This is a genomic window from Priestia iocasae, assembly GCF_016909075.1.
Classification (GTDB): domain Bacteria; phylum Bacillota; class Bacilli; order Bacillales; family Bacillaceae_H; genus Priestia; species Priestia iocasae.
Window position 1 is genome coordinate 349,208 of the sequence record NZ_JAFBFC010000004.1, and the last position, 26,818, is coordinate 376,025.

The window sequence follows — 26,818 nt, forward strand, 5'->3', positions numbered from 1 at the left end:
ATTTAGAACATATTTTAAAAAGTTTATTGATGTTTTAAATCATTTATTGCTAAATAAAAACCGCTAATTCCTTAAAGGATTAGCGGTTTTTATTTTTCTTTTATTCTAATTTCTTCTCTTTCCAGCTATCAATAATCGTTCCTGCTTCACTTTGATCAATAATAAATGAACCATTGCTATAACGATCACTGTTTCTCATTGGAGCTGGATCAACTTGCTCAATTATTTCTTTGCTTGTTTTTATATATAAAACATATTCATTGTTTATCGTGATGACTTTTACAATTTCATGAGGATTTGATTTTAACTCTCGCACCATTACTAGTCCCCGTTTAGCACGTGTCGATCGTTCAAATTCAGCAATCTTTGTTTTCTTTACAGCGCCTCTTTGTGTAACAATGAATAATGTTTCATTTACACCTTTATTCAATACTTCTCCGCTAACAACGTAATCGTTCTCTTTTAAATTAATTCCCTTTACTCCTGCAGCTCTCGTACCAACAATGTTAATTTCCTCTTCGCCAAACCATAATCCATACCCTTGTCTTGTCGCTAGAAACACATCTTGTTGTCCATCTGTTTCAACTACATCCACAAGTTCATCGTCACCTTTTAGATTGATAGCTACAAGGGCTTTTGAGTAACGCTGCGCTTTGTATTGATGAAGCTCTGTCTTTTTTGCCATTCCGTTCTTTGTAAAAAACAAGAGATATTTATCTTCTTTGAATTCTTTGATTGGTAGAACCCGAATAATTTCTTCTGTTTTTTCAATTGGAACAATGTTCATTACATGTTGACCCATGTCTTTCCAACGAATATCAGGAAGTTCATGAATTGGCATAAACAAATAGTTTCCTTTGTTTGTAAAGACTAAAATTGTATCAGTTGTGTTCATTTCTTGCTTAAATAAAATTCGATCGGTATCTTTCATGCCGAAATCTTGTCCATTTGATGCAGAGTAAGAACGTAGACTTGTGCGCTTTACGTAGCCATCTTTTGTGACAGTAACAAGAACATCTTCTGAAGGAACCATCACTTCTAAATTAATTTTAATTTCTTCAATTTCTGCTTCGATTTGAGAACGACGTTCATCACTATACGTTTTTTTCACACGACGAAGCTCTTTTTTAATTACATTTAATAACTTCTTCTCACTATGTAAAATTTCCTCAAGTTCGCCAATCTTCGTTGCTAGCTCTTCTGCTTCTTGACGAAGAGCGGTGATGTCTGTATTTGTTAAACGATAAAGTTGTAACGACACAATGGCTTCTGCTTGCGCTTCCGTGAAGTCATATTGAACAATTAAGTTATCTTTTGCATCTCGTTTATCTTTTGAAGCACGGATGGTTTGAATGACATCATCTAAAATCGATAATGCTTTCATGAGTCCTTGTACAATATGTTCTCGTTCACGAGCTTTTTGAAGTTCATATGTGGAGCGATTTGTGACCACTTCTCGCTGATGTTCAATATAGGCGTCTAAGATGTTCATTAAACTCATTAATTTAGGACGTTTTCGAGAAATGGCTACCATATTAAAGTTATATGGCACTTGTAAATCCGTATTTTTATATAGATAATTTAAAACACCTTCAGCATGTGCGTCTTTTTTCAGCTCCACAACAACACGTAAACCTGTACGATCCGTTTCATCACGGACTTCAGCAATGCCTTCTACTTTTCGATCTAATCGTAGTTCATCCATTTTTTTCACAAGATTAGATTTATTTACTTCAAATGGAATTTCTGTAATGACAATTTGTTGCTTTCCTCCGCGAATGGCTTCCACTTCTGCTTTTCCACGAATAATAATTTTACCTTTACCTGTTTCATATGCTTTTTTAATGCCTTCTATCCCTTGAATAATCCCACCTGTTGGAAAATCAGGGCCTTTTATAACCGTCATGAGCTCATCAACTGTACAGTCTGATTTATCAATACGCATGATAGCTGCATCAATAACTTCACCAAGATGATGTGGAGGAATTTCAGTTGCATATCCTGCTGAAATTCCAGTCGAACCATTCACAAGTAAATTAGGGAACATGGCAGGTAAAACAGTCGGTTCCTTGCTTGTGTCATCGAAATTGGGAACAAATTCGACAGTTTGCTTATCAATATCACGCAAAAGCTCTGACGCAATTGCAGATAACCGAGCTTCCGTATAACGCATCGCAGCTGGTGGATCTCCATCAATACTTCCGTTATTTCCATGCATTTCGACTAGAACATTACGCACTTTCCAATCTTGGCTCATACGAACCATTGCATCATAAACAGATGTATCACCATGTGGATGATAGTTACCAATTACGTTACCAACTGTTTTCGCTGATTTTCGAAATCCTTTATCAGTTGTGTTACCATCTACATGCATGGCATATAAAATACGACGCTGAACTGGCTTTAAGCCATCACGTGCATCTGGTAATGCACGTTCTTGAATGATGTACTTACTATAACGCCCGAAGCGGTCGCCTAAAACATCTTCAAGTGGTAAATCTAAAAAACGTTCTGTTTGTGACATCTATTACTCCTCCTCTGCGACCGTAACGTTTTCATTGTCTAAAATATTTGGATCTTCTTCTAATCCGAACGCTACGTTACTTTCAATCCACTTTCGACGAGGCTCTACTTTATCACCCATTAACGTCGTAACACGACGATCTGCTCTTGCTGCATCATCAATTCGCACACGAATAAGAGTACGTGTGTCAGGGTTCATGGTTGTTTCCCACAATTGATCAGCGTTCATTTCACCTAAACCTTTGTAACGCTGAATCATGTAGCCTCTTCCGACTTTCTTCATGGCATCCTGTAATTCGTCTTCATTCCATGCGTATTCCACTACTTCTTTCTTTCCGGTTCCTTTACTTACTTTATAAAGAGGTGGAAGCGCAATGAATACTTTCCCTGCTTCCACTAATGGCTTCATATAGCGATAGAAGAAGGTTAACAGTAGAACTTGGATATGAGCACCATCCGTATCAGCATCCGTCATAATAACCACTTTGTCATAGCTAATATCTTCAACTGAAAAATCAGCGCCTACACCGCCCCCGATTGCATGAATAATGGTATTGATTTCTTCATTTTTAAATATGTCTTGTAATTTTGCTTTTTCAGTGTTAATAACTTTTCCTCGTAATGGTAGCACTGCTTGAAAGCGACGGTCCCTTCCTTGCTTAGCTGAACCACCTGCAGAGTCACCCTCTACTAAATACAATTCGTTTTTCTGTGGATTTCTTGATTGAGCAGGTGTAAGCTTTCCACTTAGAATTGTTTCTTGACGCTTTCTCTTTTTACCATTACGTGCATCTTCACGTGCTTTACGAGCTGCTTCACGCGCTTGAGCTGCTTTAATCGCTTTTTTGACCAACAACGAGCTAACGTCAGGATTTTCTTCTAAAAAGTACGCCAGCTTGTCTGACACCACATGATCAACTGCTGAACGTGCTTCACTCGTACCAAGCTTTCCTTTCGTTTGACCCTCAAATTGTAAAAGCTCTTCTGGAATACGAACAGAAACAATGGCACCTAATCCTTCACGAATATCAGCGCCCTCAAGGTTCTTATCTTTTTCTTTTAGCAATCCTACTTTACGAGCATATTCATTAAAAACTCGTGTCATCGCTGTTTTAGAACCTGCTTCATGTGTCCCTCCATCTTTTGTGCGGACGTTATTTACAAAAGAGAGAATCGTTTCTGAGTACCCATCATTAAATTGAAACGCAAATTCTACTTCAATGGTGTGTTGTTCTCCTTCAAAAAACACAACCGGATGTAAAACATCTTTTTCCTCATTTAAATAAGAAACAAACGCTTCAATTCCACTGTCATAATGAAACACATCCTGTTGGTCATGACGTTGATCAATTAGAACAATTTTCAATCCCTTTAATAAGAAAGCTGATTCACGTAGACGCTCTGATAATGTATCGTAGTTGTACGTTGTTGTAGAAAAAATGGACGCATCGGGCTTAAAGTGAATCGTTGTCCCTGTTTTCTTTGTTGTTCCGATTTTCTCTAGTGATGTAACAGCCTTTCCACCATGTTCGAAGCGCTGTTGATATGTATAGCCATCTCGATTAATGGTAACAACTAGCCACTCTGATAAGGCATTTACAACTGAAGCACCTACTCCATGTAATCCACCACTTGTTTTGTAGCCACCTTGGCCAAACTTTCCTCCAGCATGAAGAACCGTTAAGATTACCTCAGGTGTGGATTTACCAAGCTTGTGCATACCAGTTGGCATTCCTCGTCCTTTATCTTGAACAGAAATAGAATTGTCTTTATGTATCGTAACTGTAATTTCATTACCGTAGCCCGCTAATGCTTCATCAACGGAGTTATCAACGATTTCGTATACTAAATGATGCAAGCCTCGACTGTCGGTACTTCCAATGTACATTCCAGGACGTTTCCGAACAGCATCAAGTCCTTCTAAAACTTGAATGGCATCTTCGTTATAAGTAAATTGTTGCTTTCTAGCCAAATCGTACATACCCCTTTCATACAAACACACATGCCTATTATTATAGCGTATCACGTTACTCAAGTATTCATAATCATACATATATTTTCCTTCTTTTTTATCGGAAAAGAAGGACGGAATGGATTTTATTCTTGATTTTAGTAGCTTGTACGCGTTGTTTATGTATTATGGTGTTCGAAAAACAAGAACACACGTTTGATTTTAGCATACCATTCTAGATTGTAAAGGTATTCTTACTCTATTTTTTTATGATAAGCTTTGATTTTGTCATTATTTAATGGTTATGTTATGTAGCGTTATTGTATCGAATTTATCACAAGAAGTCCAAACCCATAATAAAAGGAGCTAACTCAACATAGCGTTTCATGCCATCATTCATACTACCTCTTCTAGGTTTTTGGTACGTAGTATGAAGGCTCTGATACGTTATAAATTGAGTCAACTCCTCGAAACAACCTATTTCGTTAACGCATGTTCTACTTTAATACAACGATCCATTACTACCGTATAGCCTTTATCTTTTAATAAATGATATGCCTCTTCATCTGACAAGCCAAGCTGTGCCCAGTAGACATCTGCATTGATTTCGAGAAATTCCTTTGCAACGCTTAATAAGTACTCAGAGCGACGAAAAACATTGACAATGTCAACGTGTCCTTCAATTTCTGAAAGTGATTTCACTGCTTTTACTCCTAGAATGTTATCTGCGTTTGGATTGACTGGAATAATTTCATACCCTGCATCTTGCATTGCTTTTGAAACCATATAGGACGTTTTATCTGGATTGTCAGATAGCCCTACTACTGCTATGCGTTTACTTCGTTTCAAAATTTGTCCCAATTCTTCACGAGGCGGAATGTCAATTGCCATTTTTATCTCTCCTTTTCCTTTAACATGTGCTATGTTATACGTTGTTCGTTTTGCAACGATAAATTCCTGCATATATTACCCACTTTTTTAAAGTTTGTAAACAAGCTTTAGAATAAAAGGGAGAATTGTCCGATAGAATATCGTAAGAATGCATGGCTATTTAAAAGGAATTTTTGTTAGAAGAAGAGAATGTTTACGAAGAGACTAGCGTTTTTTGAAACACATGGTAAAATGAAAACGATATGTACATAAAGGAGCTTTGAAAAAATGGATTATCTTTTACCTATTCTCGCCTATCTTATTGGTTCAGTTCCATTTGCTCTGGTTGTTGGAAAAATCGGTTATGGAGTAGATATACGCGAACATGGAAGTGGAAATCTTGGTGGAACAAACACATTTCGTACACTAGGTGTAAAAGCGGGTTTAATCGTGACAATTGCCGATATTTTAAAGGGAACGCTCGCGACCTCTTTACCACTATGGATTCAATCAGATTTACATCCTCTCTTTGTTGGTTTATTCGCAGTTGTAGGCCATGTTTATCCCATTTTTGCAAAGTTTAAAGGTGGAAAAGCAGTTGCAACTTCAGGTGGTGTACTTCTTTGTGTAGAACCCTTGCTATTCGTATTAATGCTTGTCTGCTTTTTCATTTGTTTATACATAAGTAAATATGTGTCTTTATCTTCTATGATAACAGGTGTACTAGCTTTTATTTATTCGTTATTTACAGGTGACATACCACTGATGCTTGTTGTTGGATTTCTAGCACTTTTCGTTATTTTCCGCCATCGCGCAAACGTAAAGAGAATCCTTGATAAAACTGAACCAAAAATTAAGTGGTTATAACAAGAAGACGACGATCTTAAGATCGTCGTCTTCTTGTTATAACACATACTTATCGCTTGTTAATCTTCTTTTTTAGCTCTTTATGAATTGACTTTGTCTTTACTTTCTTTTGAATCGCAGCAGCTTTATCTTCTTTTTGAGCTAAATAAGCTAACTCTCGCTGTAGCTTTTGATAACTTTGAAAGCGTTTTTGACTAAGTGTCCCTTCGTCAATTGCTGCTTTTATTGCACATTTTGGCTCTGTTTTATGACTACAATTCGCAAAGAAACACATCGAAGAAAGATGATCAATATCTTCAAAGACATCTTGTAAACTTTCTCCTGCGTCCCAAAGTTGTAATTCTCGCATGCCAGGGGTGTCGATAATACATCCACCTGTAGGTAGGATCATTAATTCTCGGTAAGTGGTTGTGTGCCTACCTCTATCATCACCGTCTCTAACTTCTTGCGTGTACTGCACTTCTTTTCCCATTAAGCGATTTGTAATCGTAGACTTTCCGACTCCTGAAGAGCCGACTAGGGCGACTGTTGCGCCATTAGTAGCATATTGTTGCAGTAGTGGTATAGACTCTTCATTCACCGCACTTAGGATATGAATCTTAACACCTAATGCAACACTTTCTACTTCTTTGAGCTTGTCTTCTGGATTTAAACACAGATCAGCTTTATTTAAAATAATGACAGGTTTCGCACCACTTTCCCAAGCCATAACCATATATCGCTCAATACGTCGAACATTGAAGTCATGATTGAGTGCTACAACAATGAAAAGTACATCAATATTCGTTGCGACTAGTTGTTCTTCAGTCTTTTCTCCTGCTACTTTTCGAGAAAATTTACTTTTACGTGGCAAAACAGCCTGTATCGTCGCTTTATGCTCATCCCATCTCGGCTTCACGACAACCCAATCTCCAACGGTTGGAAACGCTTGTCGGCTTAACGACTCAAAGCGAAACTTGCCTGAAACTTCAGCTAGTAATTCTCCTTGATCTGTCAGAACTCGATACAGCCTTTTATGCTCAAGAATAACACGACCAATCGTATAACCTTGAACTCTATATTGATTAAAAGATGACTCAAATGCTTCATTCCAACCTAAATTTTTCAAATTCAATGTTTATTTCCTCCCTATGACTTTCTTCATCTCAAATTAAATAGGTCATAGAGAAATCATATTTGTCACGTTCACATGAACGTTAAAGATAATCCCTCCATGACACGTACTGCCGCTTTAAATTTCACCATATGTCATCACTCCTTTAAGTAAGGGATTTTAGCTAACCGCTATTATTTTCATTATAATCCATTTTCAGTAAATAACAAGAATATAATGGTAATACACATTGAACTTCATTTTCATCATGATTCGTAAAAAGAGTAAACTAAAAAATTCTACCTATTCATGGTGAATCTTCTAAAAAAACAAGTGAAAGCGAATACAAAATTAATTTTGTAGTTATACTGATTGTAAACATACACAGTAGGAGGACATACAATGAAATATAGATGCTCCATTTGCAAGCGTCAAAAAGAAACACATCGTAACTCAGGTGGATCTAAATATTGTGTTCATTGCTGGGAAACCATTGGTAAAGAATACAACCTAAAATAAATGAACGTTAAGATAGCGCTGAGAAGGATTATCCCTTTTCAGTGCTATCTTTTGTTTTACGCAGGTTTGTTTTTCCATATTGTTGGCGTTCAAAAAAGGTTTCTACTATAATAAATGTAAACCGGTAGATTGAAAGGAGCAAATGACTATGAAATTAACCGTAACAGAACAAGCAGCAAACTGGTATAAAGATGAAATGAATATACAAAATGATCAATATGTTCGTTTTTTCGCTCGCTATGGTGGATGCAGCAATGTGCAAAAGGGCTTCTCATTAGGGGTTGGAACCGACAATCCTATTAATATTGGAGCTAAAACGACAGTCAATGGCATTACATTTTTTATTGAAGAAGAAGATATATGGTACTTTGACGGTCATGATTTAATGGTTGATTACAATAACGAAACACAAGAACCAGATTTCAATTATGAAGCATAAAATAAAAAGCGTCCGAAAGCCAGTTAAACAGCTTTCGGACGCTTTTTACTTAGAATGTACTAATTAATTATCTTCCTTTTTTACTCGTTCATATGCTTCGTGCCAATGCGGAAACTTTTTGCGGATGGATATAGGTCGAAACGTTTCACTTTTCACACATACGTGAGAAGAAGTAGCTGTTACAGCAAGGTCATTGTCTGGTGTTAAAATTTCATACCCGTATACAACTCGAAATCCATCATATTGTTCAACCCATGTATGAACGGTTGCTGTTTGACCATACCGAAGCGGTTTTTTATAAGATACGTTTACATCAATAACAGGTGATAGAATCCCCTCTTTTTCCATATCAGCATACTGAAATCCAAGCTCTTTAATAAGTGACGTTCTGCCCACTTCCATCCAAATCAAATAATTCGCATGATACACAACGCCCATTTGATCTGTTTCAGCGTAACGCACCTCTACATTTGTGGTTGATTTAAACATGTATGTACTCCTCCTATGTAGCATAACGTATTATTATCGTATCATACTTTTTCGATTTTTTTCCATAGAAAATGGTCGATGCCAAATGAATTAGAAATTACCTACTTGACACCGACTATCACTTTATTTATGCCTATATGAAATTTTTCATAAAGCCTTTTATACTTGTTAATAGGTTGTAAAGCGTAACACCTTTTGGATCCGATACATCGCTTTTTTGATTGGAGTTGTTGTGTCGTTGTACTTTTCAAAAGGTAACGTATACGTTGCGTTTTGATTGTTCCATAGTCGCTCGAAATACCTATCCATCTCTTGCATCACGTTGCTTGAAGGTGGACCCTCTATTTTTACATTGGTTTCAAGATTTAGGTCATCTAAATTACGCTTTGTAAAATTAGCTGAACCACTTATAATCGTTGATTGATCTTCGCCTTTAATATATAGCGTTTTTGGATGATATTGTTCCTTGGTTGTATTATACCAACGAATGTCAATGGCACCCTTTGACTCTTCTACTAGTTCAGCGGCAACAGGACGATTAGGTAAGCCAATTTTCTGCTGTCCGAATGCATTCGCATTTGGATCTAAAATAAGCTTCACCTTTGCACCGTTATCAGCAGCTTGTAAAAGTGCCTCTACCACTTTACGATCCGCTAAATAAAACATACCGATCCAGACCGTATCCCCTTTTTTAGCACGCGATAAATCCTTTATAACATGTTTATAAATTTTTCCTTCTGTTAATAATTGAACATTGATGTTTCCCTTGTTTTCATAGGCTTGACGTGATGTTGGAAAAGGTTTAGTTCCTGAAAATTCTGCAACCGCTCTTTCAGATTTCATTACATCATGGATGATGTTTCCACCTATCTCAAATGCGATATTTGAATGATAGCCACTAGCATCATGAGGGTTTGCAGATGAAATGATGGCGCTTTTTTCAGTTGCTACAACTTTACGATGATTCGCTTTTACATTAAATAATTTTAAATAAGAACGGACTGTGATGGTAGGGGCTGTTTCACCAAATGGATTTGAGACCCATCCTTTTCCGTCTTGCCCAAACCATTGAATAAAAGAGCGCCATACACTTGAATAAAGTGGATTTGAATCTCTTAATTTTGTTACATCCGTCTCAATGACCTCAATATCATGTGCCTTCAATGCTTCTAGCCACTCTGATTCGTGTGATCCGTACGTTGTATTGATTTCATCTGTAATAAAGACCATTTCAACATCAGGTTGCTCTTTCTTTTTGTTAATAAGTGCTTTAGCTAATTGATCACTAATTGAGGGAAACGATTCTCCTTGGTCATAATACCCATTAAACAAAAACATATCGATGACAACAAACTCTTCTGCTTCATTTATTACTTCGTAAATCCGCTTGAAAATTTGTTTTTCTGACTCTATTTCTTCTCCTTTTTTATAGGTTAAATCATAAAGAAATTGAACGTTCTCTACTTGATGAACCTTTCCTTCGTATGAAACACCTTTGGGAAGAGGTTTGTATGTGTGATAAAAAGTTACACATGTTAAGAATAGAAGTAAAAGAATAAGTCCAATTGTTCGTTTTGTAAAGATATTCTTTAACACGCTGTTCTCCTCCTACAAGTAATATCAACACGTTATTCCCGCTTTATTAAAAATTGAAACAAAAAAAGCTAGGGAAGAAGAAATAAGTACTTTCTTGTTCTCTAGCTCTTGGATATCTAATGGTTCAGGACCACTTTTTGTATAAAATGATCCAAACTCTCAACGTTTATTTATGAACTTGTTCCGTTCCTTCATAACCTGACTCACGAGCGGAAGCTTCTTCGCGAATTTCATTTCGCATTGCTTGAATACTCACTTCACGGTTATGATTTTTTTGGGCGATACGCTCACGCTCTTCACCGTCTGCATAAGCCATTGTCTCTTCTGCCTTATCAATGTTTTCAATCGTATGTTGAACCATTGATTGTAATTTTTCAACGTTATCGCTTCGATCATCTGGATTTGGTTTGCTCCATGCCATCGTGATTTCCTCCTCGGTTTGTAAGATTTCTTACAGGAATAGTATGTGAGAAGAACACGTATCTATTAGTGGAAAATATTAATACAAGTTACCCTTAACATTATTATGTAAATTTAAAGGTAAGAAAAAGCTGTGTCGTGGTGCATAGATTGCCCCATTTGACACAGCTTTTCTTATTATTCACCTTTTGTTTGAATGACATCTGGGTGTTGACCTGATTTATCTTGCATTTGCTTTCCTTTATTACCACCAGCAGCACGTGGTTGGGTACCTAGATGGTTAGGAACAAAGTGTTTACGATTACCTTTTGGGTTACTCATGATGAATCCCTCCTCCTTCATACTCTAACCATTTTATAAAAAACCTATTCTGCAGCCTCCAACATACGAGCTTCTAACCGCTTTTCAATACGACCTTCTATTGCCTCAAGTGCATCGCGATCTTCTAACAGTTGTCGTTTATTCTCTTGAACCAGTTCTTCAAATGTACGTTTGCGTAATTTTCTCATATCGTTATTCTCCTTTTTATAAATGGTTTGTTATGTACATCATTCCCAAAACAAAGAGAAAATAACGGAAATTTTCAAAAAATTTAAGAGATTATAAAAAAGTTTGTTCCATACATACCATCCATGTATGAAACAAACTTTTACATCTTTACTCTTTCGCAAATGCTTCCATTTGCTCATAATTCATTGGACCATTAATTCTTTTTGTAATAGTGCCTGACTCATCAATAAAATAAGTCGTTGGAATGGTTAAAATTTTATATTGTTTAGATGAAACCTCTTCCTTTTCATCTAATAAAACTGGAAATGTAAAGCCGCGCTCTTGTAAAAATTGATTAACTGCATCAACTGTTTGTTCACTGGATGTTAAATTCACTGCTAAAATTTCTACATCATCGCTATACTGATTGTAAAACTTTTGCATTTCAGGCATCTCAGCTTTACAAGGTGGGCACCATGTCGCCCAAAAGTTTAAAATCACTTTTTTACCTTGATAATCTGATAAACTTACCTCTTCTCCTCCGAGAACACGCAGCTTAAAAACAGGAGCTTTTTTACCTGTTTCCAGCCCATATTCAGCAACTTCTTGAGATTCTTCTTCTTTAATATTTGCGTCTTCATATTCACTTAAGTTATCTTCTGCATTTTTAGGTAAAACACCTTGCCATAATGCATAGCCTCCCAATCCTAACAATAGTAAGACTGCAAGTATTTTTTTAACCATTTGTAACCACCCTTTCTATTTATATACGTTCGTTATGTAAATAGCCAATAATGTTGAATAGCATAAGAAGCTAATGCGGATAGACAGCCAATGGTTAATAAAAATGCCGTTTCTTTTATAGAAAGTGATTTTTTATGAACTGTCCATACTATGTAAAGAATCGCCGCCATTCCACCAATCCATATTCCAAGCATACCTCCATGAAAGAAAAGCAGACCATATGGATTATGAGTAATGATTGAAGGATCTTTTATTAGTATACTAAATTTGAATACGAAAAAGAAAAGAAGAAGTCCATTAAAGAAAAGATCAATAACCTCTTGTCCTTTTGATTCATATGTACTGGCCAATGTTTTCATTAATATAAACCCACAAAAAATTGAATAAACAATAGCAATCCATCCGTATTTAATTAAGAGTGGACCAATTTGAATGGCTTCATGAAACATCTACTTTCTCCTTTTTTTATTTATTTTTTACTATACACGAATGTCTATCTTATTAGCCTCTAATGTAAGAAACAAATGTGAAATTACTGTGAAGAAAGACGGGATTTTCAAACGAAATAAAAAACCCATTCTTCCAAAAGTGGAAGAATGGGTTTTTGTTATCTTACGCGTGTGTTTTTGACTCTAATTTATCACGAAGAACCATTTGTAGAATACCACCATGACGGTAGTAGTCAATTTCGACTTCGCTATCAAAACGAACGAGTACTTCAAACTCTGTTTTGTTACCAGTTTCATCAGTAGCAATTACTTTTACGTAATCACGAGGTTTCACAGCTTCATCAATTTGTACTTCAATTGCTTCTTTACCTGTTAAACCAAGTGTTTCTGCACTTTCACCTTCTTTGAATTGAAGAGGTAACACACCCATTAACACAAGGTTTGAACGATGAATTCGCTCAAAGCTTTCAGCGATAACAGTTTTAATACCTAATAGGTTCGTACCTTTAGCTGCCCAGTCACGAGAACTTCCCATTCCGTAATCTTTACCAGCTAAAATAGCAAGACCTGTTCCTTCTTCTTTGTACTTCATACATGCATCGTAAATGCTCATTACGCTATTTGTTGGCCAGTGAGTTGTCCAACCGCCTTCAGTTCCTGGTGCGATTTGGTTACGAATGCGAATATTTGCAAATGTACCACGCATCATCACTTCATGGTTACCACGACGAGAACCGTATGAATTGAAGTCTTTTGGCTCTACACCTTTTTCTTGAAGGTAAAGGCCTGCTGGTGCTGTTTTTGCAATTGAACCTGCTGGTGAAATATGGTCCGTTGTTACTGAATCTCCAAATTTACCTACAACACGTAAACCAGCTAACGGTTTCACTTCGCCAGCTTCTGCAGCTAACCCTTCAAAGAATGGTGGGTTTTGAATGTACGTTGATTCATGATCCCACGTATAAAGAGCTTCTTCACTTGTTTCGATTTCGTTCCAACGCTCATTGTCGTCGAACACACGATCATATTCTTTGCGGAACAAGTCTGGTGTAACAGTTGCTTTTACAACTTCTTTAATTTCGTCTTGTGACGGCCAGATGTCAGAGAAGAATACTTCGTTGCCATCTTTATCGATACCGATTGGATCTGATTGAAGATCGATATCAACAGTACCTGCTAATGAGTACGCCACAACTAGTGGTGGAGATGCTAGGTAGTTACCTTTTACTAGTGGGTGGATACGTCCTTCAAAGTTACGGTTACCAGACAATACAGACGTAACTAATAAATCGCTATCAGCAATTGCTGCTTCAATTTCGTCTTCTAATGGACCAGAGTTACCGATACATGTTGTACAGCCGTATCCAACAATGTTAAAGCCAATTTGCTCTAAATACGGTAATAATCCAGATTCTTTTAAGTAACCTGTTACAACCTTTGAGCCAGGAGCCAATGATGTTTTTACGTATGATGGAACATCTAAACCTTTTTCAACCGCTTTTTTCGCAACTAATCCTGCACCGATTAAAACATAAGGGTTTGATGTGTTTGTACAGCTCGTAATCGCTGCGATAGCAATAGCCCCTGTTTTCATTGTTGTTTCTGAGCCATCTGCAAGTTTAAATGTAACTTCTTTATTAATGTCTGTTGCATCAAGGCCAAATCCTTGGTTCCCCATAGGAGCCGCTAATGCTTTATTGAATTCACTCTTCATTTGAGAAAGAGGAATTAAATCTTGTGGACGCTTTGGACCAGAAAGATTCGCTTCAATTTCATCTAAGTTAATTTCTACTACATCTGTGAAAATAGGATCTTGTGCATCAGCTGTGTAGAATAAACCATTTGCTTTTGAGTACTCTTCTACGACTTTAATACCTTCTTCATCACGACCTGTTAGGCGCATATACTCTAACGCTTCTCCATCAACTGGGAAGAAACCACATGTTGCACCGTATTCAGGAGCCATATTTGCAATCGTTGCACGATCAGCTAAAGGTAATTGAGCAACACCAGGACCGAAGAACTCAACAAATTTACCAACCACACCTTTTTGACGCAACACTTGTGTCACTTTTAAGGCTAAGTCAGTTGCCGTTGTGCCATTAGGTAATTCACCTGTTAGTTTGACACCAATTACTTCTGGAACTGGGAAGTAAGATGGTTGACCAAGCATACCTGCTTCAGCTTCAATACCACCTACACCCCAACCTAATACACCGATACCATTAATCATTGTTGTATGTGAATCTGTACCAACAAGTGTATCTGGGAATGTTACGTATTCTCCGTTTTCTTCTTCTACTGCATGCACAACGTTCGCTAAGTACTCTAAGTTTACTTGGTGAACGATACCTGTTGCAGGAGGAACTGCACGATAGTTATTAAATGATTTTTGTGCCCAGCTTAAGAACTTGTAACGTTCAGTATTACGCTCGAACTCAAGATCCATGTTAACACGTAATGAATCCATTGTACCGGCTTTATCAACTTGAACAGAGTGGTCAATAACAAGATCTACTGGGATTTCAGGGTTAATTTTATCTGGGTCTCCACCCATGTCAGCCATCGCTTTACGAAGGGATGCTAAGTCTACAACAGCTGGAACACCAGTGAAGTCTTGAAGGATAACGCGAGATGGTTTGAAAGGTACATCAATTTCTTGAACTTCGTTTGTTCCCCATTTAGCTAGGTTCTCAACGTGCTCTTTTTTAATAACACGACCGTCTACTTGACGAAGAACAGACTCTAATAATACCTTTACTGAATATGGAAGTTTTGACACAACACCTACACCAGCTTCTTCTAGAGCTTGTAAGCGGTAATAATTATATGTTTTACCATTAACTTGGAATGACGAACGAGCGTTAAAAACGTCTTTTTTAGTCATTGTCCTACCCCCTTAAAATACTTATGTATAACAATTTGTAAAATCCCATCCTAATAATTCCCTTCGCCATCTATCTTAATATAATGTTATACATAAGTAAATAAAAAGAATGTTATTAATTGCTATAAGTTTTTCTTATTGATAATGAAGAAATCATAATGTATTTTCTAATAATTCATAATGATAGTCATTTTATTTATATTTAGAAGGTTCATTTAGATAGCGATTTCACAGGCTTTTCTCATTTAGAAAAGACATCAAGACACAAAGCAGTCTCTCTCTTACATGACTCAATCTTTAGCGAAATGGTTTCATTCATTCTCAATTACCGAATCTTCTTTCGCTACCTCTTAGATAACACAACTCGATAGTCTGTACCCTTCTTTATTATGTATGTCTCATAAAGAGATGTGTTTTGCACACATTAATAATAGGGAGGTGATGACGATGGCAAAGCGCAAATCTAATCATATTATTCCTGGTGCGAACGCAGCAGCCGGACAAGGTAAAGGCACTGGTTATAATGAGGAATTTTCAAACGAGCCCTTAACAGAACAACAGAAACAAAACAATAAAAAGCGTAAGAAAAATCAATAACAGCTAGAGCATTTTGTTATGACTGCTTTATTACGCATTAACTAAAAAACTCCCCCTGAGACCACATCAGTCATCAGGAGGAGTTTTTTAGTCTTGGTTAACTTCGTCTACAATCGCTTGTAAGTCTTGTTGGAATTGAGTTAATTTAGTGTGCTGCGTTTCAGTAGCATTTTCTAATGCATTTTGTATTTGTTGATATGTTTCATTAATTTCTTCTTTTAGCAACTTTAATTCGTGACCGTATGACGCATCGTGCTTGACGATTTGTGATTGAGCATACGCATCCATTGCTTGTTTATGTCCTTGTTCAGCTGCTTGGAATGATTGTTGTTTATCTTTATGATATGGCATAGCTAACAGCCTCCTTCATCTACATTCTTTTTGTAGTTTGTTATTTCTTATCTCTTTTTATACGAGAACTTTCAGAGAATAAAACAGCCATTATTGCTTCATTCTAATACGTAAAGGGGTGAGTAACTATGAACAAAAACGATAGCAAAGACATGCGTAAAAATGCACCTAAAGGTGATAATCCGGGTCAGCCAGCACCATTAAGCGGCTCTCATAAAGTGAAAAACAGAAATCATACACGTCAAAAGCAACATAGCGGTCACGATATGTAAAACCGCGTACAAATCAATTGATGTTAAGTGGATTAACAGACGCTCTACTTTAACATTAATCACAACATCCCTTGCCTCTTTGTTAGATTTTGAAGGCAGGGGATGTTGTTTCAACTTATTTTTTCTCTTTTTCACGACTTCTCATTACTTCTAGCTCCGGATTTTCGCTTTCACGTTTAGCGTTCGTAATTGGAAAAACTGCTGTTCCTGTTAAAATCTCAGCGGCAAGTCCTTCATCATTTACCTCTTTGTCTTTCAACCTCTTCATCCTCCTTTTTCACGTTTTCTCTTCCTGCTTAACATAAACAAAACCTCCTTATTTTACTCACAACTTGTCTGTTTCTATTCACTTCGCTGCAAGCATATGCATAGAATATAATGAATGCTTTTACAGATGGAGGAAGTGATAAAATGACAGATAAGCGTCTTCCAGCAGATCCAAACACGTTGCAAAGCTTTAAAGACTTAATGGAGCTTATTCTTTCAAATCCTTTTATGAGTTATCTTGATTATGACTCGCTGCGTATTGATTTGTTTGAAACAGAACAAGCTTATATTGTGGAGGCAGAACTAATTGGCTATAACATAAAAGATATTCAAGTCGAGGTTTTCAATCAGAATCTTCTATTAAAAGCAAAAAAACATGTTGAAAAGCAAATAAAAGATGAGCAATCACAAATTTTCCGCAGCGAACGGACGGAAGAAAAAATTGAACGATTAGTAGACTTTCCTTTTAACTTGCATCACCGCATAATAAGCGCAACATTTGAACAGAACATACTAGAAGTGACTATCCAAAAAGAAGGTACGGTTTCAGAAGCGGTTTCAATTATTCCCATTGAAGTAAAATAGCGTGTTGTAGACCATGCATAAATTCTTGCATGGCTGTTTTATTTTTGTTTTGACTTAATGAGCATGCTGTATTTTTCTTTTATTATTTAGCACATAGTTTTTCTTGATAATTTAAATTTAATTTGATTTAAATGCTATTGAATAACACGTAGCAAAATAGCCTGCTTATCCACTCAAGTGAATGGGTAAGCAGGCTATTTTATGGTCGTTTTTAAATAAAGTCATTCTTTTTTCTCATTGGATAAACGATTTATATGTTTCTTCATCTAATTTTTTAATAATAGCGGTTAATAGTTTTACGCCGTTTTCTAAATCTTGTTTACTAACCATTGATGTATGACTATGAATGTATCGTGTTGCAGCACCAATCACAATGGTTGGTACACCTTGTTTGTGAAGATGGAACTTTCCTCCGTCTGTTCCGCCTCCAAGCATGACATCAACTTGGTATGGAATGTTATTTTCTTCAGCTGTTTCAATGACGAAGTTACGAAGCTTAATATTTGGAATCATTGATGAATCTAAAAATGTAATCAATGGTCCATGTCCAAGCTTTGCTTTATTTGGGTTCGCATTTGGTGCATCTTCCGCTACTCCTACATCTAATGCAAATGCTACATCCGGATCGACCAAATATGGAGATGTTGTGGCACCTCTTAATCCAACCTCTTCTTGTACTGTCGCACCTGAGTAAACTGTATTTGGATGATCTTGTTCTTTTAGGGCTTTTAACACTTCAATCGCTAGCCAACATCCTATTCGATTATCAATTGCTTTTGCTAGCACTGTATCATTATCTGGCATCATTTCAAATGGACAAATGGGAACAATAGGATCTCCTACTTTAATTCCCCAGCTTTTCACTTGTTCCTTACTTTTTGCCCCTACATCAATAAACATTTCACGCATTGGGTACACTGTATTACGTTCCTCAGGCTGAAGAATATGAGGAGGCTTTGATCCAACAACCCCTGTAAATTGTTTTTTTTCTGTAATAATGGTTAGCCGCTGTGAAAGTAACACTTGTGACCACCACCCTCCTAGTGGTACAAATCGAAGATAACCTTCTTTTGTAATTTCACTAACCATAAACCCTACTTCATCCATATGACCTGCAAGCATCACTTTTACTTGACTCGAGCTGCCCTCTTTTTTACCAAAAATGCTACCAAGGCGGTCTGTTAAAATATCAGCACCTGTTTTTTGAAGTTCTTCTTGCATAATTTGACGAATTTTATATTCGAACCCTGGTGCTCCGTGTTCATCTGTTAAGCGCTTTAATAATTCCATTTCTTTCACCATCCTATTAGTATGTACCTTTAGTTAGGATGGAAAAGGAAAGAAAAAACTATACATGTATGAGTAAATCTTATCCACTCTCTAAAGAAGCAAACGGCTTTTCTTATTGATTATTTAGCACATAGTTTTTTTAAAATAATGCCAGATTTTTAGGATGATTTGTTCCATGTTTTCTCACACTATAAAAAAAGAAAGGACAGGTGAAATGGAATGTTACACACTATTTGGAAAGGAACTTTATCATTCGGCACGATTGTTGTACCTATTCGTCTGCATGGAGCGGTTGAAGAGAAAGGGATAAAGCTGCGTCAACTTCATAAAGAATGCTATACACCTATTAAACATGAAAAAACTTGTCCGAAATGTGAAAAAGAAGTTGGTTCTGATGAGATTATAAAAGGATACGAAACCGTAACCGGTCAATTTGTTCCTATTACGGAAGAAGAGTTAGATGGTTTGAAAAAACCATTTCGCGAAGACAAAGATATTCAATTTTCACATGTTGTAGATGTGAAAGAAATCGACCCCATTTACTTTGATAAAACGTACTTTATATCTCCTACAGAAACTAGTCAAAACGTATATGCGTTATTACAACTAGCACTTCAACAAACGAATAAAGGTGGAATGACGCAAGTCTTTCTTTATTCGAAGCAACAGCTAGCCATCGTTCGTTCTTATGAACATGTACTAGTGCTACAAACTCTTCATTATGGAGATGAAATTCGTCCACTTCATGAAATTCCTGATGTTTCTCAAGAAAGCTTTGTAAATGAAAAAGACCTTCAAATCGCCATGCATTTAATGGATCAACTTTCAATTTCATTTGAAGCTGATACCTATAAAGATCAGTTTACAAGCACATTGCAAACCTATATTGAACAAAAGATGGTTAAAGGTGATGTTGTGTCTTCCGATACCACTGAACCACATGGAGACATTCGACATTTAATGGATGTATTAAAAACTAGTTTAGAAAGTAATAAAACAACCAAAATGACGACCACTCACAAACAAACACAAGCTGAAAGCAGTTAACAGAAAAGCCCATCCCAATTTACGTACCTTTGTGAGATGGGTTCTTTTAGATTATCGTGACTGATATCATTGTTTTTCAAGCGTGTATTCATGTTCTCCACTCTGCTCTTTCTTGTTTAAAAGCTGAAAAACAAATCCTATTACAATTTGGTTAAACAATTGCCAATGCTTTGATGGGATTTGGTGAAATGCTCCTTTTACAATAGCAGCTTGATAGGGAGTGTGTTGCTTGTAAATGCTCATGTATTTATTAAGATAATCAGCTTTTGATCCATAGATGAGCAGCAGTGGTGCCCTTAACTCGTGAAGTCTGTCCACACAATTATATCGATAAGCCTCTTCATAAAGGCGATACCATGTATATGGATCATTTTTGTGCAAGTGTTCATCTAGTTCCTTTCGAACATGAGGATCTTTCATATGACTTATTGCAAGTACTTTACGAACAATGGGTAAATAACGTTTTGTTGCATAAATACCGAGTGCAAATTCTGCTTTTAGTAATTTAGTTGTCACCACTGGAAAGCCTCCTGATAAAATGAGGGCTCGAGTACGATGAGGATAATTCAGCGCAAATTCTTGAGCAATGGTTCCCCCTGCTGAATATCCACAAACGATGACGTCATTTAATCCTAACTCTGTTACAACTTTAAAGATTTGCTCAGCGAAATAAGGAATTGATACATCCATAGGTATCGAACTATCACCATGACCAGGTAAATCAATCAAAATGACTTTCATATGCGATGAAAGCTGCTTTTGATAATGAAATACTTTACGTCCCATGCCAGGTGGATGAATAAATAAAATTGGTTGCCCTTCTTCACCGTATATTTCATATGCAATATGCAATCTATATCACCTCAATGTCTTCTAGGTTCTATCTCTATCGTCTCACTGAGGGAATTGATTTATACGAAAAAAAGCTGTTTCCACAGGACTAAAAATAGTCCATTGAAAACAGCTTATTACACCCTTACCTATTGCAGTTTCAAAATGACTTTCCCATTAAGAACCATTAATTTCAAAAGCCTCTTCACCTTTTGCTACAATATCACCATATGAACGTGGAAGTTCAATGTATTGTGCAACTTGGTTGTTCTCAACAAAAACGATTAGATTGACATCATCACGACGATCAATACCTGTTGACTTAGCCCCGAGCCATGTAAAACCTAACTGGTTGTTTACTTCTTTGATGGAGGTGTATGGTGTAAAAACATAAACCTTGTCCCATTTGAAGTCAAACAATTCTTCAAAGTTCACTTTAATTTCATTGTTCACTAGTTGTTGTTCTTCAATTTTTGAGATTAGCATTTGTTGTAATTCAGCTTGATTTTGCTTACTATACGATCGGTCAATAAAAAAAATAGATAGTAGCGCTACAAGTGTAAAAATTAAAAGCTTTTTCATGCAAAAAATCCTCCTGCAATTCATTACATTCATTCTCGTTGGATTTTATGTTGTTAGTGTTATTATCTATCATTCTACTAATTTTGACAAGTTTTGATTCACTTCTACTCACTTTTCTACCTTATCGTGATTTTACATACATGTCCGCAAAAAGCATACACATGTTGTAGAATTGTAAAAAATGACGTATACTAGTGATTAACCACTGCCCTATTCCAACAACTTTTTTGCGATCGTTGCGGGACACTTAACCAGACCGGATGGATAGGGCGGTGGCCAAAGGCGCTAGGACGTTTGTTCTGGCGCTTTTTACTTGCATTGAAGTATATTTTTTAAAAACTCTTTCATTAACTCTTTTTCTTCTGGGAAAAATGGTAAGGCTCCTACCCCAATTTTATCAATACTTTCGTAAAGTGGATGTTTTTGATAATTGGCTTGTATCCCTGGAAACAAAACAATTGCAGCCTTTACTGTTCTTTTATAGTCATTTCCTTCCTTCTTCACGATAGCATCTCGATAACGATGCATCGTATTAACATCTTCTTCTGTAGCCGTAATAGTAGACGCAGACAGATTAAGACGATACTTAGCGTCAAATATATACTTTTCTTCCCCAACGTCTAGAACTATGTCCGGACGCTGACTAACAGTGGGTGTGTCCGAATAAAACCTTTGATACGATAAGGTGATTTGCTGCTTCCTTTTATGACAATAAAATGTACACGTAGTTGCAGGTAATGCAACGGATAGCCCTGACGAAGTAGTCTGAACCATTTGTTGACTTAACGGTTCGCAATATTGACTAATGATTTTTCGAATCGATAAATAGGTCCAATATTCATATAGAACAGCCACGTCTTTTAAAGATAATTTGTAAAATTCCCCTTGAAGCGCTAGTCCTCTAGATAGTAATAAAAACTGTTTATAAACATCTCGATACCTTACGTCCATTTGTATCACATGATTAAATCGTGGTTTATTTATGGAATCAATTGTTTTCCAAAATGGCATCTCTAGCTCACGCTGTAACACAAGATGAAAACGTTGAATACTAGTAATGATTGAGCGATTAATATCAGGTCGATTTAATTCCCGTAACGATAAAATATTGGTTAATAGCTCTTCTATTCGATGATTTAATGTTAGCATCATCCACTTTATGGCTTGATTTTCGTTTGTATTAAATGTCTCTTCCCTCTTTAGCGTTAATGCTTTGGTTGGGACACCGCACTCATTCATGAGATAAGGATGTGTCCGAGCAAATGAACGCGTAAGCTGATTTGTTCGTGTTACTTTGTCTCCCCTCACCATTTGAGGGTACGCTTGTACATGATGAGACGGCTTTTTCACAAGCTGTTTTATACTTTTTATAAATCCATCAAAGTGAGTTTGCAACACGTAATAAAATTCTACCCATCCTGCTTGTTTTGAAAATGAAAGCTTGGCTTCTACATATGTTTTCTTTGCTACATCATACGCTAAATCGTACACATAATGGTTCACTTCATGAACAAGCTTCACGTAGTCATTTTTGTAGGAAAGCTTCGTCGGAAATACTTCAATCGTAAATTGTAGAACTTTACGTTCTCCATCTAGAATGTCAAACGTAGAATAGCCGACTTCGTTTTGAAATGAAACACGCCCTATTAATAGATGATTGTTCTGTACAGTGATGGATTCAAATGATTCTTTTATTTGCTGATTTTGATGATGAACAGAGAGAGGCTTTCCTCTTTTAGATGTAATGGTAAATGAATAGACCGTATTTTCAAAAAAAAGCGGCTCCATTGATGACGTCGTAGACAGCGTACTTTCGTTTTGATCTCGTATTTTGATTAATTTGATAGCATAACCTGTACACGTAAATGACATATACTCTTTTTCAATTGTAGAAATGTGAGTCTGTACTTTCCCTTTTATAAGGACTTCGCAATAGTCTGTTTCAATGCTAATAAGTGGTACTTGCCCAGAACGATGTGTAACCATATCGATCAAACCTCTTAATCATATCCATTAATTTTCTACCGCTTTTAGGAAAGCGAATCTGTTCTGCTTCCAAAATAGCTGTATCAACAACTTCATCCAGTACTGTACTCGTTGAATAGTGGTACAGCTCCTTTAACCCTTCAAGTGTGTTATAATCACTCCCACCTATACGTGGTAATACTTTCTGTAAAATTTGAAAATCAAATGCTTGATCAAATGTAAACATGCCACTTTTGATGGCATACACCATATAAAAACAAACTTCATCCCGTACACGATAGCCTATTTGCAAGTCCATTTGTGCTAAAATATCGTTTATTTTAATTAATTCAATTGTTATTTCCTGTACAAGTTCACGGTATTGATGATAGACATCTTTTAAATGAAGAAATTGACTTTGAAGCTGAATGACTTGAGTTGACGGTTTTTCTCTTTCCTCCTCTAATAAAAAGTCAAACGCATCTAACTTAATTGTATTAAATTCAATTGTGTTCGTACGGTCTAACAGCTTTTGACTGAATGAATGCGTCGTCTCATCCATATTGATTGTACCAATCACAAATAAATTTGCAGGTAAATACACGTCCCGAAACGACTTATGACCTGGTAAAAGAGGGTACGTGACAATTCGACCTTCTTTCCACTTTCGACTTTCAATTACGCTTAAGATGTCACTTAAATAGTGCTCAACGCGAGCGACATTCATTTCATCTAAAATAATGATATAGGGCTTACTAGGGTTGTTTAGTGCACGTTCAATCATTTTTAAAAATAATCCTTTTCTAAATTCTCCTTTTAAATCGGTATACCCAATTAGATCTGAACTATCGCTCCAATCAGGCCGAACTGGCAATAAAGCAATTTGTCCATTGTCTTCTGATGCCCCGATGCTTTCTGCAAATAGTTGAGCAATTTTTGTCTTACCCGTACCACTGACTCCAGATAATATAACAAACGGCTTTGTTTTTAACGAAAAGTATACATTCGCTACATCGGAAAGCTCATAGTAAAACCCGGTTCCTTTTAAGTAATGATAAATGTGATGAATAAGATCTTTATCGGATGTCATTTGTTTTTCTTGTGCATGAACGTTTAAATATTGCTCATAGAACTGCATCATGATTATTAAATCCTCTTTTAATTGCCGCTCAGTAGGAAAATCTTCAACATTATAAGGAATATAAAGAGCTGCGCCTTCTTCAAATTCAGTTGCTTCAATGGATGTGCCGATAACGATGTCTTCATCTTTTAATATGCGGTGATGATCAGGTGTTAAAAAGCGAATCTCCTTTTGATGAAAGGGACTTGCCATTTCCATCATCGTTAAATAAATACGCTTTCGATCTTCACTAATGATGTATAAAACGCCCACATTTGCTTCTGCTTGTTTACTTTGAATGCGCAAGTATGGAAATCGTTCACCATGTAGTCCAGATATTCGTAGATTCTCTCGACTCATCCCTTCTATCCGATAAATAGTCATAGGTAGCCGACGAGTTAACATGTTCTCTACTTCTTGTTTCATTAATACATCTCGTTGTCTTTCATCATAATGTTCCACTAGAAAAAGTAATCTTTCTCGTAAACTCATATGTAGGACTCCTTATCCTTCTTTCCTTTCTATTCTGTATACCCAATTTTCAGTTTTTATTTACGTGTAAGAGAAAATCAACTTTCGGTTCTTCTTTTTACGTTGCATCTATCAATTAAACGAAGGGTAATGACAAAGAGAAGGCTTGTATAAAGAAGTGGATGAAGCTCTTTAACAATGAAGAGCTTCATCCACTTCTTTTAATACTTCCCCTATTTGCCTTCCTTGTATCACAATGTCCGCTTCCTCGTCAAAGTCCGTAGGCTCCATGTTAATAATAACGAGTTTTGCCCCTGTATGTTTTGCTTCAATCGGAAAGTGATTAGCAGGAGCTACTTGAAGAGAAGAGCCTAACACAATAAACAAATCCGCTTGATTACTTTCTTTCTCTGCTTCTATAATTGCTTCATACGGTAAGGTTTCACCAAATAGTACAACAGAGGGGCGTAAAAACCCTCCACATTTACATTCATACTGATTGAGCAAATACAAATTGTTTTCGTATTGTGTGTGACAGCGCTGACATCTAATATGTCTTAACGTTCCGTGTAATTCAGCCACACGTTTGCTACCGGCTTGATGATGAAAGCCATCGACATTTTGTGTAATAATGCTCTGGATGTTCCCTTCTTCTTCCCACTTTGCTAAAATGTGATGTCCTTGGTGAGGCTCGCAATTTTGCAATGCAGCAATCCTCATTTTATAAAAATCAATAAATTCTGTTCGATTATGTTGAAGGGCATATGTACTTGCAATTTGTTGAGGATTTTTGTGTTTCCAAAGTCCTTTTTGAAAAGAACGAAAGTCAGATAATCCTGATTCTGTACTCATTCCTGCGCCTGTAAGTACGACCGTATACACCGACTCTTTTAATAACTTGTGTAGCATTACACACCACTCCTCTTAACGCTTTAAAACGAACATATTTTATTAGTATAACCGACTAGCTATCCACTTATTTTACCAATCATTATAAAAGAAGCATAAGTCTCATTCAATCATTGACTCATGCCTTTCCATTTTATTTCTTTCATTCACATTATTGTTTCTCTTATTTTCACAGTGCTTCTTCAATAAATGAAGTAACTTTCTCAACATATTCTTCTCGATAATCACGGTATCCTTGAACATGACCAGAGCGTTCAGGCACCCAAAACTTAAATGTCGTTGGACTCACCTTCACCATCTTCTCACTTTCTGTATAAGGTATGGTTTTATCTCCATCTCCATGAATAAAAAAGATCGGTATGTTTTTTAAATGTTGAACCGCTTCAATCGGACTTGCATCATCTGGATTCAAGTTAGCGATGATTGGCACAACACCTAGAATAAGAGGCGTAAAAGGAAAGCTCGGTAAGTTTGTCCAAACAGGTAAATTTTCTTGTAGATAAGACGTTAAGTCACTAAAGGGGCTATCCGCAATTACTGCTTGTACATCTTCTGATTGAGAAGCGGCTAAAAGTGAAGTAGCGCCACCCATGGATATGCCATATAAAACAATGGGTTCACTTGTTTCATCGTTAACGGCTTTTATTACCCCTAATAGATCTAGCTGTTCCATTACTCCGACGGTTGTCATCGTACCTTCTGACTCACCCGAATTTCGAAAATCGAATGTAACAATACGGTATCCTTGCTGTGTTAAATCTTGACTAAGCGGTAAGAAACCTGATGCAATTTCTTGGCGGTTTCCATGATAACCATGGGCCATAATAATGGTTGCTTTTGCTTCACCTTCTGGTTCGATAATCCAGCCTTTTAATTGCGTTTCACCGTCTGCACTTAGAAATTGCTCATCTCGATAAATCATCCCATAATCAGCTGGTGTTTCTGTAATCGGTGTTCGGTCTATTTTGGTTAAACTTACTCCAACGTAAATCGATAGTGCAATACAAACGATAACTGCAATCATAATAATCGAAACGATGCCAATCCATAGCCCTTTTCTTTTTTGATGTACAGGAACATGTTGTATCTCTGTTTTCAAGGTAAATTCTCCTCTTTTTCTTGTTTTCTCGTACTCTAGAACTATTCTACTTTGCCTACATTGAAAGTCAACGAAAAAAGACTGGAAGTGAAC

At 36.6% G+C, this 26,818-nt stretch carries 27 protein-coding genes; 6 read left to right on the forward strand and 21 right to left on the reverse strand.

Features of this window, described 5'->3' with window-relative positions; translation table 11 throughout:
• Positions 1 to 100: 100 nt before the first annotated feature.
• From parC to JOC83_RS12935, 3 genes are all read right to left on the reverse strand, one after another.
• On the reverse strand, positions 101 to 2,527 hold the full coding sequence (gene parC, locus JOC83_RS12925; RefSeq protein ID WP_205187716.1) for a DNA topoisomerase IV subunit A: 2,427 nt from the start codon (positions 2,525 to 2,527) through the stop codon (positions 101 to 103).
• A 3-nt stretch (positions 2,528 to 2,530) separates the two neighbouring features.
• Positions 2,531 to 4,498, reverse strand: a complete 1,968-nt coding sequence (gene parE, locus JOC83_RS12930; protein WP_205187717.1) for a DNA topoisomerase IV subunit B — start codon at positions 4,496 to 4,498, stop codon at positions 2,531 to 2,533.
• 456 nt (positions 4,499 to 4,954) lie between these two features.
• Positions 4,955 to 5,368, reverse strand: a complete 414-nt coding sequence (locus JOC83_RS12935; protein WP_205187980.1) for a CoA-binding protein — start codon at positions 5,366 to 5,368, stop codon at positions 4,955 to 4,957.
• A 267-nt stretch (positions 5,369 to 5,635) separates the two neighbouring features.
• Here JOC83_RS12935 and plsY point away from each other — a divergent pair, with 267 nt between their 5' ends.
• Positions 5,636 to 6,214, forward strand: coding sequence for a glycerol-3-phosphate 1-O-acyltransferase PlsY (plsY, locus tag JOC83_RS12940; protein ID WP_205187718.1), 579 nt, complete (start codon positions 5,636 to 5,638; stop codon positions 6,212 to 6,214).
• Positions 6,215 to 6,263: 49 nt separating this feature from the next.
• Here the strand turns inward: plsY and rsgA are convergent, their stop codons facing one another.
• Positions 6,264 to 7,328, reverse strand: coding sequence for a ribosome small subunit-dependent GTPase A (gene rsgA, locus JOC83_RS12945; protein ID WP_205187719.1), 1,065 nt, complete (start codon positions 7,326 to 7,328; stop codon positions 6,264 to 6,266).
• Between the two features lie 646 nt (positions 7,329 to 7,974).
• Between rsgA and JOC83_RS12950 the strand changes: the two genes are divergently transcribed.
• Positions 7,975 to 8,265 (forward strand): HesB/YadR/YfhF family protein, encoded by a 291-nt coding sequence (locus JOC83_RS12950; protein ID WP_205187720.1) that lies wholly within the window; start codon positions 7,975 to 7,977, stop codon positions 8,263 to 8,265.
• Between the two features lie 63 nt (positions 8,266 to 8,328).
• Here the strand turns inward: JOC83_RS12950 and JOC83_RS12955 are convergent, their stop codons facing one another.
• The 8 genes from JOC83_RS12955 to acnA form a co-directional block, all read right to left on the reverse strand.
• Complete coding sequence (locus JOC83_RS12955; RefSeq protein ID WP_205187721.1) at positions 8,329 to 8,754, reverse strand: YbgC/FadM family acyl-CoA thioesterase; 426 nt, start codon at positions 8,752 to 8,754, stop codon at positions 8,329 to 8,331.
• A 168-nt stretch (positions 8,755 to 8,922) separates the two neighbouring features.
• Positions 8,923 to 10,350 (reverse strand): phospholipase D family protein, encoded by a 1,428-nt coding sequence (locus tag JOC83_RS12960; RefSeq protein ID WP_205187723.1) that lies wholly within the window; start codon positions 10,348 to 10,350, stop codon positions 8,923 to 8,925.
• Between the two features lie 166 nt (positions 10,351 to 10,516).
• Positions 10,517 to 10,771, reverse strand: coding sequence for a small acid-soluble spore protein Tlp (gene tlp, locus JOC83_RS12965; RefSeq protein ID WP_205187725.1), 255 nt, complete (start codon positions 10,769 to 10,771; stop codon positions 10,517 to 10,519).
• A gap of 176 nt (positions 10,772 to 10,947) precedes the next feature.
• The gene (locus JOC83_RS12970) at positions 10,948 to 11,091 is read right to left on the reverse strand and encodes an acid-soluble spore protein N (protein WP_205187727.1); all 144 of its coding nucleotides are present in this window, start codon (positions 11,089 to 11,091) and stop codon (positions 10,948 to 10,950) included.
• A gap of 44 nt (positions 11,092 to 11,135) precedes the next feature.
• Positions 11,136 to 11,279 carry an FbpB family small basic protein gene (locus JOC83_RS12975; protein ID WP_110113314.1) on the reverse strand — a complete coding sequence of 48 codons (144 nt, stop codon included), beginning with the start codon at positions 11,277 to 11,279 and terminating at the stop codon, positions 11,136 to 11,138.
• A 148-nt stretch (positions 11,280 to 11,427) separates the two neighbouring features.
• Complete coding sequence (locus JOC83_RS12980; protein WP_205187728.1) at positions 11,428 to 12,003, reverse strand: TlpA family protein disulfide reductase; 576 nt, start codon at positions 12,001 to 12,003, stop codon at positions 11,428 to 11,430.
• Positions 12,004 to 12,035: 32 nt separating this feature from the next.
• On the reverse strand, positions 12,036 to 12,452 hold the full coding sequence (locus JOC83_RS12985; RefSeq protein ID WP_205187729.1) for a hypothetical protein: 417 nt from the start codon (positions 12,450 to 12,452) through the stop codon (positions 12,036 to 12,038).
• Between the two features lie 163 nt (positions 12,453 to 12,615).
• Positions 12,616 to 15,339, reverse strand: a complete 2,724-nt coding sequence (acnA, locus tag JOC83_RS12990; RefSeq protein WP_205187731.1) for an aconitate hydratase AcnA — start codon at positions 15,337 to 15,339, stop codon at positions 12,616 to 12,618.
• A 447-nt stretch (positions 15,340 to 15,786) separates the two neighbouring features.
• Between acnA and sspO the strand changes: the two genes are divergently transcribed.
• A complete protein-coding gene (gene sspO, locus JOC83_RS12995; protein ID WP_205187733.1) occupies positions 15,787 to 15,936 on the forward strand; it encodes a small acid-soluble spore protein O in 150 nt (49 codons plus the stop codon).
• Positions 15,937 to 16,023: 87 nt separating this feature from the next.
• Here sspO and JOC83_RS13000 read toward each other — a convergent pair whose 3' ends face one another.
• Positions 16,024 to 16,287 carry a hypothetical protein gene (locus tag JOC83_RS13000; RefSeq protein ID WP_205187734.1) on the reverse strand — a complete coding sequence of 88 codons (264 nt, stop codon included), beginning with the start codon at positions 16,285 to 16,287 and terminating at the stop codon, positions 16,024 to 16,026.
• A 128-nt stretch (positions 16,288 to 16,415) separates the two neighbouring features.
• On the opposite strand from JOC83_RS13000, the gene JOC83_RS13005 reads away from it, so the two are divergent.
• Positions 16,416 to 16,559: a small acid-soluble spore protein P gene (locus tag JOC83_RS13005; RefSeq protein ID WP_205187735.1), complete on the forward strand. Its 144-nt coding sequence runs from the start codon at positions 16,416 to 16,418 to the stop codon at positions 16,557 to 16,559.
• Between the two features lie 115 nt (positions 16,560 to 16,674).
• Here JOC83_RS13005 and JOC83_RS13010 read toward each other — a convergent pair whose 3' ends face one another.
• Positions 16,675 to 16,818 (reverse strand): hypothetical protein, encoded by a 144-nt coding sequence (locus JOC83_RS13010; protein ID WP_205187736.1) that lies wholly within the window; start codon positions 16,816 to 16,818, stop codon positions 16,675 to 16,677.
• Between the two features lie 152 nt (positions 16,819 to 16,970).
• Here JOC83_RS13010 and JOC83_RS13015 point away from each other — a divergent pair, with 152 nt between their 5' ends.
• Positions 16,971 to 17,411: an Hsp20/alpha crystallin family protein gene (locus JOC83_RS13015; protein ID WP_205187737.1), complete on the forward strand. Its 441-nt coding sequence runs from the start codon at positions 16,971 to 16,973 to the stop codon at positions 17,409 to 17,411.
• A 234-nt stretch (positions 17,412 to 17,645) separates the two neighbouring features.
• Here the strand turns inward: JOC83_RS13015 and JOC83_RS13020 are convergent, their stop codons facing one another.
• The gene (locus JOC83_RS13020; RefSeq protein WP_205187738.1) at positions 17,646 to 18,701 is read right to left on the reverse strand and encodes a M42 family metallopeptidase; all 1,056 of its coding nucleotides are present in this window, start codon (positions 18,699 to 18,701) and stop codon (positions 17,646 to 17,648) included.
• A 219-nt stretch (positions 18,702 to 18,920) separates the two neighbouring features.
• Between JOC83_RS13020 and ku the strand changes: the two genes are divergently transcribed.
• Entirely contained in the window at positions 18,921 to 19,748 is an 828-nt protein-coding gene (gene ku, locus JOC83_RS13025; RefSeq protein ID WP_205187739.1) for a non-homologous end joining protein Ku, read from the forward strand.
• A gap of 66 nt (positions 19,749 to 19,814) precedes the next feature.
• On the opposite strand, the gene JOC83_RS13030 is transcribed toward ku, so the two are convergent.
• The 6 genes from JOC83_RS13030 to JOC83_RS13055 all read right to left on the reverse strand — a co-directional run bounded on the left by JOC83_RS13030 (position 19,815) and on the right by JOC83_RS13055 (position 26,725).
• Positions 19,815 to 20,600: an alpha/beta fold hydrolase gene (locus JOC83_RS13030; protein ID WP_205187740.1), complete on the reverse strand. Its 786-nt coding sequence runs from the start codon at positions 20,598 to 20,600 to the stop codon at positions 19,815 to 19,817.
• A gap of 156 nt (positions 20,601 to 20,756) precedes the next feature.
• Positions 20,757 to 21,161, reverse strand: a complete 405-nt coding sequence (locus JOC83_RS13035) for a hypothetical protein (protein WP_205187742.1) — start codon at positions 21,159 to 21,161, stop codon at positions 20,757 to 20,759.
• Positions 21,162 to 21,470: 309 nt separating this feature from the next.
• Positions 21,471 to 23,147 (reverse strand): DUF2357 domain-containing protein, encoded by a 1,677-nt coding sequence (locus tag JOC83_RS13040; RefSeq protein WP_205187744.1) that lies wholly within the window; start codon positions 23,145 to 23,147, stop codon positions 21,471 to 21,473.
• Entirely contained in the window at positions 23,110 to 24,738 is a 1,629-nt protein-coding gene (locus tag JOC83_RS13045; RefSeq protein ID WP_205187746.1) for an McrB family protein, read from the reverse strand. The genes JOC83_RS13040 and JOC83_RS13045 overlap by 38 nt, the downstream gene beginning before the upstream one ends.
• Before the next feature lie 171 nt (positions 24,739 to 24,909).
• On the reverse strand, positions 24,910 to 25,626 hold the full coding sequence (locus JOC83_RS13050; protein WP_205187748.1) for an NAD-dependent deacylase: 717 nt from the start codon (positions 25,624 to 25,626) through the stop codon (positions 24,910 to 24,912).
• A 169-nt stretch (positions 25,627 to 25,795) separates the two neighbouring features.
• Positions 25,796 to 26,725, reverse strand: coding sequence for an alpha/beta hydrolase (locus JOC83_RS13055; protein WP_239583504.1), 930 nt, complete (start codon positions 26,723 to 26,725; stop codon positions 25,796 to 25,798).
• Positions 26,726 to 26,818 lie beyond the last annotated feature (93 nt).